The organism is Brevibacterium aurantiacum (assembly GCF_007558825.1).
GTDB lineage: Bacteria > Actinomycetota > Actinomycetes > Actinomycetales > Brevibacteriaceae > Brevibacterium > Brevibacterium aurantiacum_A.
In genome coordinates this window covers 85,504-97,892 of record NZ_VLTK01000007.1, presented here as the reverse complement: position 1 = coordinate 97,892, position 12,389 = coordinate 85,504, and the positions used below count along the sequence as shown (strand labels likewise).

9 protein-coding genes are annotated in these 12,389 nt (G+C 62.2%); 7 read left to right on the top strand and 2 right to left on the bottom strand.

Annotated elements, in window-relative coordinates; genetic code table 11:
* Positions 1-111 precede the first annotated feature (111 nt).
* The 4 genes from FO013_RS13090 (at position 112) to FO013_RS13075 (ending at position 5,087) form a co-directional block, all read left to right on the top strand.
* On the top strand, positions 112-1,005 hold the full coding sequence (locus FO013_RS13090) for a LysR family transcriptional regulator (protein ID WP_143923017.1): 894 nt from the start codon (positions 112-114) through the stop codon (positions 1,003-1,005).
* A gap of 121 nt (positions 1,006-1,126) precedes the next feature.
* A complete protein-coding gene (locus FO013_RS13085) occupies positions 1,127-2,281 on the top strand; it encodes a CaiB/BaiF CoA transferase family protein (protein ID WP_143923016.1) in 1,155 nt (384 codons plus the stop codon).
* 29 nt (positions 2,282-2,310) lie between these two features.
* Positions 2,311-3,450, top strand: a complete 1,140-nt coding sequence (locus FO013_RS13080) for an acyl-CoA dehydrogenase family protein (protein ID WP_143923015.1) — start codon at positions 2,311-2,313, stop codon at positions 3,448-3,450.
* 200 nt (positions 3,451-3,650) lie between these two features.
* The gene (locus tag FO013_RS13075) at positions 3,651-5,087 is read left to right on the top strand and encodes a purine-cytosine permease family protein (RefSeq protein ID WP_143923014.1); all 1,437 of its coding nucleotides are present in this window, start codon (positions 3,651-3,653) and stop codon (positions 5,085-5,087) included.
* A 141-nt stretch (positions 5,088-5,228) separates the two neighbouring features.
* Here the strand turns inward: FO013_RS13075 and FO013_RS13070 are convergent, their stop codons facing one another.
* Positions 5,229-6,791 (bottom strand): Na+/H+ antiporter NhaC family protein, encoded by a 1,563-nt coding sequence (locus FO013_RS13070; RefSeq protein WP_222103622.1) that lies wholly within the window; start codon positions 6,789-6,791, stop codon positions 5,229-5,231.
* Between the two features lie 367 nt (positions 6,792-7,158).
* Here FO013_RS13070 and FO013_RS13065 point away from each other — a divergent pair, with 367 nt between their 5' ends.
* From FO013_RS13065 to FO013_RS13055, 3 genes are all read left to right on the top strand, one after another.
* Entirely contained in the window at positions 7,159-8,601 is a 1,443-nt protein-coding gene (locus tag FO013_RS13065; protein ID WP_143923012.1) for a lipase family protein, read from the top strand.
* A 418-nt stretch (positions 8,602-9,019) separates the two neighbouring features.
* Complete coding sequence (locus FO013_RS13060) at positions 9,020-10,507, top strand: Nramp family divalent metal transporter (protein ID WP_186293105.1); 1,488 nt, start codon at positions 9,020-9,022, stop codon at positions 10,505-10,507.
* Positions 10,507-11,463 (top strand): phosphoglycerate dehydrogenase, encoded by a 957-nt coding sequence (locus FO013_RS13055; RefSeq protein ID WP_143923011.1) that lies wholly within the window; start codon positions 10,507-10,509, stop codon positions 11,461-11,463. Before FO013_RS13060 ends, FO013_RS13055 begins: the two co-directional genes overlap by 1 nt.
* A gap of 25 nt (positions 11,464-11,488) precedes the next feature.
* On the opposite strand, the gene FO013_RS22865 is transcribed toward FO013_RS13055, so the two are convergent.
* The gene (locus tag FO013_RS22865; RefSeq protein ID WP_260848154.1) at positions 11,489-12,154 is read right to left on the bottom strand and encodes a fumarylacetoacetate hydrolase family protein; all 666 of its coding nucleotides are present in this window, start codon (positions 12,152-12,154) and stop codon (positions 11,489-11,491) included.
* Between the last annotated feature and the right edge of the window lie 235 nt (positions 12,155-12,389).

Genomic DNA, 12,389 nt, shown 5'->3' with positions numbered 1-12,389 from the left:
GAACGGGAATCTGCGGCCGCGTGCCAGAGCATCGCACCAGGGAGCAGACTATCCCAGCCAGCAGACCACACCGGTCAGCAGGCGACTAGTGAGCAGTTGGAGACGTCGAAGATGGAACTGAGTCAGATCCGCGCATTCGTCGCGGTTGCCGAAGAGCTCCATTTCGGCCGTGCCGCCGAGCGACTCGGCATGGCCCAACCGCCGCTGAGCCGGACCATCCGCGCACTCGAGACGGAACTCGGCGCATCACTGTTCCAGCGCACCACCCGATCCGTCAGCCTCTCCTCCGCAGGGGAGGCCTTCTACGAGCCTGCCAAGCACATGCTCGCCACCCAGCAGGCGGCCGTCGAATCCGTGCACCGATCATCGAGTGGGCAGATCGGAAGGGTCCGATTCGGCTACTCCCACCCCTCGTCCCGCCACTTGGTCGCCGCCCTTGTCGCAGCCTCTGAGGAGAACAACCCGGGCGTCTCCTTCCAGCTCGAGTCGAGGGTGTATGCCGATGAGGGCCTCGAGCGGATCATGGACGGCACCCTCGACCTCGCTCTGGTCCGGTGGCAGCAGCGACCCTCACTCATCGCCGGACGACCGGTGCAGATCGAACGCCCGTGCGTCGCCGTTCCCCCTGGTCACCCCCTTGCCAAACGATCATCTGTCGACGTCGCTGAACTCAGCGAGGAGCGTTTCATCTTCCTGCCCTCGCGCCCCAATTCAAATCTGCGCGAAACCGGGATGCGCCTGTGTCTCGACGCGGGTTTCGCGCCGAGGGTCGTTCAGGAAGCTCCCGACTCGCAGTCCATCGCGGCTCTCGTGGGTGCCGGCATGGGCGTGACGATCACCTTCGACTCGGTGGCGGCCGGCTACGGTTCGGACGTCGTCGCAGTCCCCCTCAACGCGGACAATGAGACGACGAAGCTCTATCTCGCCTATCGCCTCGACCATCACGACGCCGCACTCGATTCGGTCCTCGACATCGCCGAGGCGGTCCTGCCCACTGTGCGGTGAGCTCCACTCAGCCTGCGATAGCTCGATCTGCTGCGCCGACCGCGCCAGCCATCCGACATTTCGGACGAATCTCATGCGGGACTCGTTGTCTTCCGCGCTCCTCACCTCGAAGATTGTCCTCATGGACGCAACGAAGCAACTACTTTCCGAGGTCAGGGTCGCGGACTTCTCGCGAGTGCTGGCAGGACCGTATGCCACCGCCATGCTCGCCGATCAGGGCGCCGAGGTGTTCAAGATCGAGATGCCGGGACACGGCGACGACTCCCGGCACCTGGGTCCCTTCACCGAGACCGGCTCGACCTACTTCACCTCCCTCAACCGAGGCAAACGATCCATCGAAGCCGACCTCAAGGATCCTGTCGCACACGAGAAGCTGCTCGACTTCATCCGCACCTGCGATGTCGTCGTCGAGAACTTCCGCCCCGGCGTCGCGGCCAAACTGGGGCTGTCCTTTGAGGACATCAAGGCGGTCAAGCCGGACATCGTCTACGCTTCGATCTCCGGGTTCGGCCAGACCGGTACCCAGGCGAAACGTCCCGCCTACGACACCGTCATCCAGGCGCTCAGCGGTCTCATGTCATCGACCGGTTTCCCCGAAGACTCCCCTACCCGCGTAGGCGAATCCATCGCCGACGTCTCCGCAGGAGTCTTCGCCGCCTTCGGCATCTCGAGCGCGCTCTTCCACCGCCAGGCCACCGGCGAAGGTGCCCACATCGACATCCCGATGCTCGACGTCATGCTCGCGATGCAGCCGACGAACACCGCCATCCATGCGGCCGGCTCCACACCGAACCGCGTCGGCAATCGACACCCCATCTCCGCACCCTTCGACACCTATGCCGGATCCGACGGTCTCGTCGTCATCGCCGTGGCCAACGACAGGCTCTTCGGCGTCCTCGCTGCCACGCTCGGCAGACCCGAACTCGCCACCGATGCCCGGTTCGCCACAGACGGACTCCGCTCAGACAACGACGAGGATCTGCGCACCGAGATCGAGGAGTTCACCAGCACTCACACGGTGGCCGAGTTGTGCACGATCTTCGACGCGGCAGGAGTCCCCAACTCCCCTGTCCTCAACTTCACCGAGGCCATCGACGGCCCCATCACCGCCGGCCGCGATCTCACCACCACCGATGCCCGCACCGGTCATACGCACCTGCGCCACCCCCTCCTCGTCGACGGTGCCAGGCCGACAACCACGCTTCCGGTGCCCCACCTCGGCGAGCACAATGACGAGCTGCGCGCACCGCGGCCACGCACGACCATCGACTGGTAGACACCGCCACTCATCGAAGGAGCAGGACCATGGGATTCGACATCAGCGCGGGCGAACAGGAACTCGTCGACGCGGTCACCCAGATCAGCAGGGACGTGCTCGTCCCGCAGGCCGCGGCCGCAGATGCGAACGAGCGCGTCTCGGATGAGACGCTGAAGACCCTCGCCGAGGTGGGTGTCCTCGGCCTCAATCTGCCCGAGGAATTCGGTGGGCCCGGAGTCGGGTCCGTGGCGATGAGCCAGATGGTCGCCGCGGTGACCGAGGCCTGTGCCTCGACCGCTTCGATCATCACCGCGCAGTTCCTCGCCACCGATTCGATTCTCCTCGGCGGCACCGATGCCCAGCGCGAATCGTGGCTGCCGCGCGCCGCTTCCGGTGAGGTCATCGGCTCGTTCGGGCTGACCGAGCCGGGTGCGGGATCCAACCCTGCCGAGATGTCGACGAAGGCAACGAAGGTTGACGGCGGCTGGCACCTCAAGGGCTCCAAGTGCTTCATCACCAATGCCGGATTCGCCGACTTCATCGTCGTCTACGCGAAGACCGATGTCGACGCGGGGCACAAGGGGATCAGCGCATTCATCGTCGACACCGCGGCCGCCTCGGCGGGGCTGAACTTCAATCCTCCAGAGAAGACCATGGGACTGCGCGGCAGCCCGGTCTACGAATTCGTCATCGATGCGATCGTTCCCGACGACGCGCTTCTGGGCGTCGAGGGCGAGGGCTTCACCACGGCCATGCGCGTCCTCGACCGGGGCCGCATCGAGGTGGCGGCGATGAGCCTGGGCATCGGCAAAGCTGCCCTCGATGCTGCCGTGGACTGGGCCGGCGAGCGCAGGATCAGCGGCAAACCCCTCAACCGGCTGCAGGGGATCGCCTTCAAACTCGCCGATATGTACACAAAATACCGCTCTGCGTGGCTGCTGACGATGGACGCCGCAGAGCAGAGGGACGCTGAGGTGGACTTCACCAGGTCCTCGGCCACAGCCAAGCTCGCTGCGTCTGAGGCTGCCGCGTTCATCGCCGACGAGGCCCTGCAGATCCATGGCGGCTACGGCTTCACCAGGGACTTCCCGCTCGAACGCTATGTCCGTGATGCCAGGATCTACCGCATCTATGAGGGTTCTTCGGAGATCCAGCGCACGATCATCGCCCGGTCGCTGTCGAACTGAACCAGTCGAAACAGAACCGAAACCTGCATCGGAATACGATCAGTTCGGGGTTCAAGGGTGATCGATTCGCCCGTGAACCCCACTATTCATTCGACGACCGCGATGATCCGATATGTCGGACAGTTTGTGTGACTCAGGTCTCGTATCACTCTGATTTCGGGTGTTGACTGGGTCTGATTCAACTTTCGAAGGAGAAACCCATGGCGAGCTCATCCAATTCGGGGATCGAGAAACGATCCATCGAAATGGTGCCTGACAATGAACGTCACGGCACCGCACGTTCCCAGTTCACGCTGTGGTTCGGCGCCAATACTCAGATCACCGCCATCGTCGACGGAGCTCTCGCCGTCGTCTTCGGTGCCGATGCACTGTGGGCCATCATCGGCCTGCTCATCGGCAACATCATCGGCGGAATCGTCATGGCCCTCCACTCCGCGCAGGGCCCACAACTGGGACTGCCGCAGATGATCTCCTCCAGAGCTCAGTTCGGCATCATCGGGGCAATCATCCCGCTGGTGCTCGTCGTGCTCATGTACATCGGGTTCGCCTCAACCGGTGCTGTGCTCTCCGGCCAAGCCGTCAACCTCATCATCGGCGTCAATACGCCGGCAGTGGGCATCGTCATCTTCGGCGCACTGACCGCTGCGGTCGCCCTGCTGGGCTACAAGTACATCCACGTTCTCGGCCGGATCTCGTCCGTGACCGGCCTGCTCGGGTTCCTCTTCATCACCTACTGCGTGTTCACCAAGGTCGACGTTCCCGGACTGATCTCCGGCTCGTCCTTCGCGTTTCCGGCATTCCTGTCCGCGATCGCGCTCTCCGTCGGCTGGCAGTTGACCTATGGCCCCTACGTCGCCGACTACTCGCGCTACCTGCCGCGCTCGACCCCCGCGTCGAAGACCTTCTGGTTCACCTTCGGCGGCTCGGTCATCGGATCTCAGTGGTCCATGACTTTGGGTGCCCTCATCGGCGCTGCCGCCATGACCGAGACCGGAAACTCCTTCGTCGAGAACCAGGTCGGCTTCGTCGGCGACATCGTCGGCGGAGGCGTCTACGCGCTCCTCATCTTCATCGTCATCCTGCTGGGCAAGCTCACCGTCAACACGCTCAACGCCTACGGTGCTTTCATGTGCACGCTGACGATCCTCACCTCATTCGGGGAGAAGACGAACATCCGCCGCTGGACGCGTGCGGTCTTCGTCATCGGCATCGTCACGCTGACCGTGCTTGTGGCGCTGTTGGCTTCGGAGGACTTCCTCGCGAATTTCAAGAACTTCGTCCTCGCGTTGCTCATGGTCTTCACCCCATGGAGCATCATCAACCTCACCGACTTCTACCTGATTTCGAAGGACCGCTTCGACATCCCCGCCTTCTACGACCACAAGGGCCGCTACGGCACGTGGAACTGGCGAGCACTCCTCGCCTACGGAGTCGGCGTAGTCGTGCAGATTCCTTTCCTCGCCCAGTCCTTCTACACCGGGCCCCTGGTCGAGAAGCTGGGAGGAGCCGACATCTCCTGGATCGTCGGCATCGCCGTGACCTTCGTCCTCTACTACTTCCTCCTCCGCAACCGCAGCGTTGCCCCGACGGAGACCATCTACCCCGATGTGGAGGCGCTGGACGCACAGCGCGCCTGAGCCTTTCGCCGAGGCTGCGGCTATGGGACGTTCGCGAGTGCACTGGGAAAGTGCACAGTTCAAGTCAGGCTGAGTGGGTTGCAACCTACTCAGCCTGACTTGGACTGTCTGACGCACGCCAGTCCTCGTGTCGGGCCCAGATCAGTCCACCTCGGCGAGGGGCGAGGAGTCAGTTCTGGCAGTGCGCTGCTGCCGTGCTGCACTCACCCGGGAGATGACGAGGTAGGTGAAGATCATCGCGGCGACGCTGAAGATGACGATGTACGGACTCTCCAGGACCCCTGCGACGACGAATGAGACTGCGACGATGACTGCGTTGATGACCGCATAGGGGATCTGAGTCTTGACGTGATCGACCAGGTCAGTGCCGGCTCCGGTCGAGGCGAGGATGGTCGAATCGGAGATCGGGGAACAGTGGTCCCCGAAGATTCCCCCGGAGAGCACGGCGCCGATGCACACGATGACAGCGGCGTCGAGCCCGAAGGCGACCGGGATCGCCAGGGGAATCATGATGGCGAAGGTGCCCCACGAGCTGCCGGTGGCGAAGGACATCGCGGCCGCGCAGACGAAGATGAGGACGGGCACGAGAGCAGCAGGGACGACACCGGACATCATCTCGACGAGGAAGTTCGCGGTCCCCATCGCTTCGAGCAACCCACCCAGGGTCCAGGCCAGAACGAGGATCAGCACCACGCCGATCATCTTCTCCATACCCTTGACGTAGGTCCCGAGAATGATGCCGATCGGATTGATCCTGAATATGAGCATGAGCGCGATGAGAACCACAGCTGCGAAAAGGTAAGCGGTGCTCAACGCAGCGCGGAATTCCTCGCCCGGGATCGGCTCGGCCGGGAAGCCGAGAGTCACGAGGATCGAGAAGAGGGTAACGAAGAGCACGAGCAGCGGCAGCCAGATGACGATCGGGCGGCTTTCCGAGGTCACTTCAGCGCCGCTTGCAGGATCGTCCTTGGTGGAATCGGATCCTCGCAGGGGTTTCGAATTGGGCCAGTGGATTTCGCCGGTCTCCTGCACACGTCTTTCAGCTCGACGCATAGCGCCGAAGTCCGTCCGAGTCAGCGCCACGACGGGGACCGCGGTGACAGCGAGGATGGCGTAGAACTGAAATGGGATCGCCTGCACGAAGACCGTGAATTCGGAGATCTGAAGACCTTCTCTGTCGAACTCCTCTCGAATGAGCCCCATGATGTAGATGCCCCACCCGATGAAGGGGATGAGCACTGCCACAGGAGACGATGTCGAGTCGAGAATCCACGCCAGTTTCTCGCGAGAGAGCTTGAGTTTGTCGAAGATCTTCTCGAAGATCGGTCCCACGATGAGAGGGGTGCCCAGATCGGAGAAGAAGATGATCAGGCCACCCAACCATGCGGAGATCTGCCCCTTGCCCCGGGTGCTGATGAGGCGTGAGGCCTTCGCAGCCAGTGCGGCCCCTCCGCCCGAGCGCTCGACAAGAGCGACGAAGCCTCCGATGAAGAACAGGAGGATCATCACGCCGGCGTTGTAGCTGTCGGTGACCACTGGCGCGAGATGATCGGTGACGAGCCCCATGGTGGTCGTCACCGGGTTGGGTCCGATGACGATCATCAGACCAACGAAGATTCCGACGAACAGTGCGATGACGACATTTCTGAAGAGCACCGCGAGCAGGATCGCCAACAACGGCGGAATCAGAGATACGAGTCCCATATGGTCCATAATCGGGGTGTCCTTCGTGTCATGGCTCGTCGATGTGCCGTGGTTCGCTTGGTATCAGCGAATTCACAATATCGGTTCTCACGACACCCGTCCTTGCCAATCTCAATTGTGAGATACTCACGCCGCAATTCCGCCGGCAGGCAGAATGTCACTACGGCACTTCTCTCAACCTGATTGACCGACAAAAAATGTTACTGGTAAGTTCTACTATCGAGTAAGGTTGTGACACCCGTCACCATGCGGTTGGCATAACAGCGATGACCGAGCGGATGGCATTCCCGTCTGACCGGCCAGCGACGCCACCACTGTCCGCGCACTCTCAACGCCGAGACACACGACAGAACAGGATTGCACGCAGATGAGAACGTCCCGACATGCAGCGCTTCCATACACGCGACGCATCGCAGCAGCGAGCGCAGCCACCATTGCCACCCTGGCGCTCACGATGGGCACCGTGACCACTCCAGCCCTAGCTCAGGACCTGGTCCCTCAATCGGACAAAGAAGCCGAGAAGATGGTCGAAGACAGACAAGCCGAGGACTCAAGCTCCCTCAATCGGAGCAACGTCCCCGAAGGTGTGAGCGTTGAGCAGGCCAAGAAGGCCATCGAGAAATCAGACGAGATCACCACTGCTGACGTCGAGTACGCAGCAGCGCTCGAGGACCTTCCCGATTCGGGAGTTCCCGAGGACTTCTACACGACCCCAGCGACGTTGCCGGATAAGAACGGCGGAGTGGTCAAGCAGGTGACTTCGAAGTTCTATCTCGATCCGGCCAAGCTGATAGAGCACAGCGCGAAATCAGAGACGTTCATGTACAAGACCACTGACGAAGAGGGCACAGCGCGAGCCGCAACCGCCACGCTACTGACCCCCGAAGGCGCGAACGAAGACGCAGAGGATGCCGTCGTCATCGCCCCAGGCACACAGGGCATTGCCGACAAGTGCGCCCCCAGCCGACAGATGGGCATGGGCACCGAATACGAAGGAATCTCCGTCACCTCGGCACTGGCGGCCAAGCGCCCCGTGGTCGTCGTCGACTATGTGGGACTGGGCACCGAGGGCGCGCACAGCTATCTCAATCGCGTCGAAGAGGGCCGCTCAGTGCTCGACGCAGCCAGGGCCGCGCAAGAGGTCGAAGGAAGCTCGATCAACGCCGACACGAAGCTTCAGCTGCGAGGCTATTCGCAGGGCGGACAGGCCACCGCAGCGGCTCTAGAGCTCAAGAAGGACTGGGCACCCGAACTCAATGTCGTGTCCGCCTCGGCGGGTGCCGTGCCCACAGACCTGTACAAAACCGTATCCGAACTCTCAAGCGTCTACACGGCCTTCGCCCTGTACGGGGTCGATTCGTTTGCGCGGCAGGCGGATGTCGACATGACCAAGCACCTCAACCAGAAGGGCCTCGACGCCGTCGATCGTGCCTCGAACCAGTGCACCATCGAGGCCCTCGTCTCGAATGCGTTCCTCGACACCGACAACCTGACCAAGGATGGAGCCTCATTCCAGGAGCTCATCGAGGACAATTTCCTCGAGGTGGCGGACAAGCAGAAACTCGGACAGGCGGAGATCCCCGACATTCCGCTGCTGGTCAACCACAGCCACCTCGATGACGTCGTGCCCTTCGCCCTCGGAAAAGAACTGGCCTCAACCTGGTGCGACGCCGGGCACAAAGTCCTGTTCCGGGACAACCTCGGGCCGACTCATATCGGCGGATACATCGCCACCGTTCCCCGAATCGAAATCTTCACGAACCGCACGTTCGCCGGGAACGCTCCGGTCGACAGCTGCTGGAGGTTATGACCCCCAGAGCAGCTCAAGGCCATAGGAGAGCCACAGTCATGAGCGACTCGCACTGAGGCACCACCTTTGTCGACATGGGCGATCCGCGCTGAAAGTCTCGTACTTTCCGGCCCGGGTCGCCCATTTCGTCGCGCCATAGCCCCGTCTGATGCACAGGCAGATCACCCTCGGCACGACCTCGAGCCGACGAGCCCGCACGGCCCGCCCCCGACATTCGCGCATTTCACGCACCTATGTTGCGCACATCACGCACAGCTGGCAGAATGACTTCATCGATGGACCTGGCCTCTGCGCGCTCCGCGTCGAAACATGCAGCACCGCACTGCGTCATATTGCTTGCGCTGCACATTCGCGAAAGCAGTATGCCAGCGATCTCGACACTGAAATCCAGACCGGACATCGCGCAAGGAAGCCGACAATGACGACGAATCACACCACAGACGGAGATTCCGCCTACGGGGCCTCCGCTTACGGCGGCTCAGCCGCAGACGCACCAGATGCCTCTGCAGCCGTCACGCCCAACGTCGACCCGTATCATCTCGATCCGAAGGACGTGCTCGAGCCGCCCACCACATTCGCGGGGAAGCTCAAGTACCTTGGCCCCGGTCTGGTCATCTCGGCAGCGGTCATCGGCTCCGGCGAGCTCATCACCACGACGGCTTTGGGTGCCAAGGCTGGCTTCGTCCTCCTCTGGCTCGTCATCATCTCGACCGCGGTCAAGGTCTGGGTTCAACTCGAGATCGCACAGTGGACGATCCTCTCGGGCAAGCCCGCGCTTGAGGGCTATGGGCACGTCGGCCCCCGCCTCATCGGTCGAGCCGGGTGGATCAATCTGCTGTGGATTCTCATGGACTTCGCGAAGGTGCTCCAGCGCGGAGGCATCATCGGCGGCGCTGTCGCCGCCCTGTCGATCATGCTCCCGGTCTTCGGCGAGCCTCTTTCCACACCCTCGCTCGTCTTCTGGACGGTCGTCTCTCTCGCCGTCGTCATCTCCCTGTTGGTGACGAACAAGTACAGCATCGTCGAGAAGTTCTCCGTCGCGGCCGTCATCATCTTCACCGTCTCCACGGTCGGGCTCGCACTCTCACTGCCATTCACCGACTTCGCCTACACCTCGGCGGACGTCATGACTGGACTGACCTTCGCGATCCCCGCGGGCACGCTCGGCTTTGCGGTCGCAATGTTCGGCATCACCGGAGTCGGGGCCGACGAGATGACCACGTACACCTACTGGTGCCTCGAGAAGGGCTACGCCCGCTACACCGGCCCCAATGACGGCTCCGCGGAGCGTGCGCGTCGTGCGCATGGCTGGATCTCCGTGATGCGCACCGACGTTCTTGTCTCCTGGATCGTCTCGACGGTGTGCACCATGTCCTTCTACGTCATCGGTGCCGCGATCCTCCACCCCCAGCACCTCGTCCCCGAGGGCAATGAGATGATCACGACGCTGTCGTCGATGTACTCCTCGGTGATGGGCGAAACCGGCCATTGGATCTTCCTGATCGGCGCCTTCGCCGTTCTGTTCTCCACCTTCATCGCGTCTTCGGCCAGCGTTCCCCGGCTATGGGCGAACACCGTCTCCATCCTCGGCGCGTTCGACTGGACGAACCTGCGCACCCGCACACGCATCATCCGCGTCCTCACCGTCGTCTTCCCCATCATTTGGGCAACGAGCTATCTCATCATCCAGTCCCCGGTGATCATGGTGCAGATCGGCGGAGTCGCCAGCGGCGTCTTCCTCGTCGCGGTCGTCATCGCCGTCTGGTACCTTCGCACCCGTGAAGTCCCTGCCGAGTTCAAGTCCAACAATTTCTTCACCGTGATGCTCGTCTTCGCCTCGCTGGCCATCGGGCTGCTGGGGATCTATTCAATATTCGAGACCTTCGGAATCGAGATCGGAGCCTGATGCGCCTGAGAGTCCTCACCCCTTCATTCGGAAAGTTCTCGGTCGCGCCCCGCGATCGCGCCGATTCCCTGAGCCTCGAGCTTGAGCACCGGACCGAGAATCACCCCAAGTCCGGTCGCGAGCTCATCACAGCACTGGACGGCGCCGAGGCGGTTCTCGTGGGTCTCGACCGGATGGACGCCGAGGTATTCGCCGGCTGCCCCGATCTCAAGGTGATCGCCAAACACGGGGCCGGGGTCGACAACATCGACCTCGAGGCAGCGGCGGCGGCAGGGGTGACGGTCGTGAATACCCCAGGCGCCAATGCCGATGCCGTCGCCGATCTGACCATGGGATTCCTGCTCATGGGCGCCCGACGCATACGTGAGGCCGAAGAGTCTCTGCGCAGCGGCCGGTGGGATGTCTTCTTCGGCACCGAGCTCAGCGGCAAGCAGCTGGGGATCCTCGGCTTCGGCCGCATCGGTCGGGCCGTCGCCAAGCGGGCGAGAAGCTTCGACTTGCAGATCGCGGCCTACGATCCCTTTGTTCCCGACGAAGCCATCGCCGCGGCCGGGGCACAACCTCAGAGCCTCGCCGAGGTGGTGGCGGGCTCAGATTTCCTCACCCTCCACCTGCCCGGTGGAGAAGAACCGCTGCTGTCGGCTCAGCACATCGAATCGATGCCGCGAGGTGCTGGGTTGATCAATGCTGCCCGCGGCGGATTGATCGATGAGGCGGCACTGGTCTCGGCACTGCACGACGGTCGGCTCGCCTTCGCGGCCCTCGACGCATTCGCCGCCGAGCCGCCGCCGACCGACGACCCACTGCTGCAGGCACCGAATCTCATCGCCACCCCGCACATCGGCGCCTACTCGGATATCGCCAACGCCAATATGGGCACCTGGGCCGTCGAAGACGTCGTCCGCGTGCTGCAAGGCCAGGAGCCGCGCTTCCCAGTTGCAGCGCCGCTTCTTTGATCTGAATCGGACGGCGTCGAAAAGCTCAATGGAATCGCTGGACTATCGATCCCAAACCTGAGATCGAGCTGGTCAAGGTGTCGCCCGATCGCAGGAAGACCTGCGGATCCCTACCAAATCCGACGCCGTGAGGTGTCCCCGTAAAGATCAGGTCCCCGGGGCGTAGCTCAATCACCGATGAGAAATGCTCAATGAGCGTCGGGATGTCGAAGACGAGCTTCGCAGTGGTTCCCTGTTGCAGAATCTCGTCGCCGCGGCGACAGTTGATCTCAAGGTTCGTAGGGTCCTCGACCTCTTCGGCTGTGGTGATCCACGGTCCGATTGGCGCGAAGCCCTCGTAGGACTTGCCCAATGAAAACTGCGGAGCGCTCGTTGCAGCGAACTGAAGCTCTCGGCAAGAAAGGTCCTGTCCCACCGCATACCCGGCAATATGGTTCCACGCCCTATCTTGTGAAATCTGTCTGCCGCCCTCTCCAATGACTGCGACAAGTTCAGCTTCCCAATCTACCGACGCCGAGGGCAGGGCCACGTCCGAGTCTGCCCCGGTCAGCGAGGATTGGAACTTCGTGAAAATTGCGGGCGAATCTGGTGTCGCGATATCAACTTCGTCAGCGTGGTCCTGATAGTTCATCCCGACTGCAAGAATCTGCGAGGGATCGGGGATCGGAGTTTGCAGACTTTCGCTTTGCACCTCAACAGCTTCGACTGCCCAGTCGATCCTGCGTGACAATTTCTTCAAATCGCCGATCCGCGCCAACAGCGCTTTCGTCGAGGTTGGCAGCTGGCCTTCTGAAGCACTCCCGATATCGATGGCAAGCAGGGCTTCGGCAGTGTCATGGATCAGGTGGGCGCGATTATCGATGCGAGCGATCTTCACTAGTGGTGGTCCTTCCAAACGGTGAGGTGGTTGAGCAACGCTGTAGCAG

Excerpts from the sequence above, each read along its gene's own strand:
- FO013_RS13090 (WP_143923017.1), top strand. The coding sequence starts at position 112 with ATGGAACTGAGTCAGATCCGCGCATTCGTCGCGGTTGCCGAAGAGCTC.
- FO013_RS13085 (WP_143923016.1), top strand. The coding sequence starts at position 1,127 with ATGGACGCAACGAAGCAACTACTTTCCGAGGTCAGGGTCGCGGACTTC.
- FO013_RS13080 (WP_143923015.1), top strand. The coding sequence starts at position 2,311 with ATGGGATTCGACATCAGCGCGGGCGAACAGGAACTCGTCGACGCGGTC.
- FO013_RS13075 (WP_143923014.1), top strand. The coding sequence starts at position 3,651 with ATGGCGAGCTCATCCAATTCGGGGATCGAGAAACGATCCATCGAAATG.
- FO013_RS13070 (WP_222103622.1), bottom strand. The coding sequence starts at position 6,791 with ATGGGACTCGTATCTCTGATTCCGCCGTTGTTGGCGATCCTGCTCGCG.
- FO013_RS13065 (WP_143923012.1), top strand. The coding sequence starts at position 7,159 with ATGAGAACGTCCCGACATGCAGCGCTTCCATACACGCGACGCATCGCA.
- FO013_RS13060 (WP_186293105.1), top strand. The coding sequence starts at position 9,020 with ATGACGACGAATCACACCACAGACGGAGATTCCGCCTACGGGGCCTCC.
- FO013_RS13055 (WP_143923011.1), top strand. The coding sequence starts at position 10,507 with ATGCGCCTGAGAGTCCTCACCCCTTCATTCGGAAAGTTCTCGGTCGCG.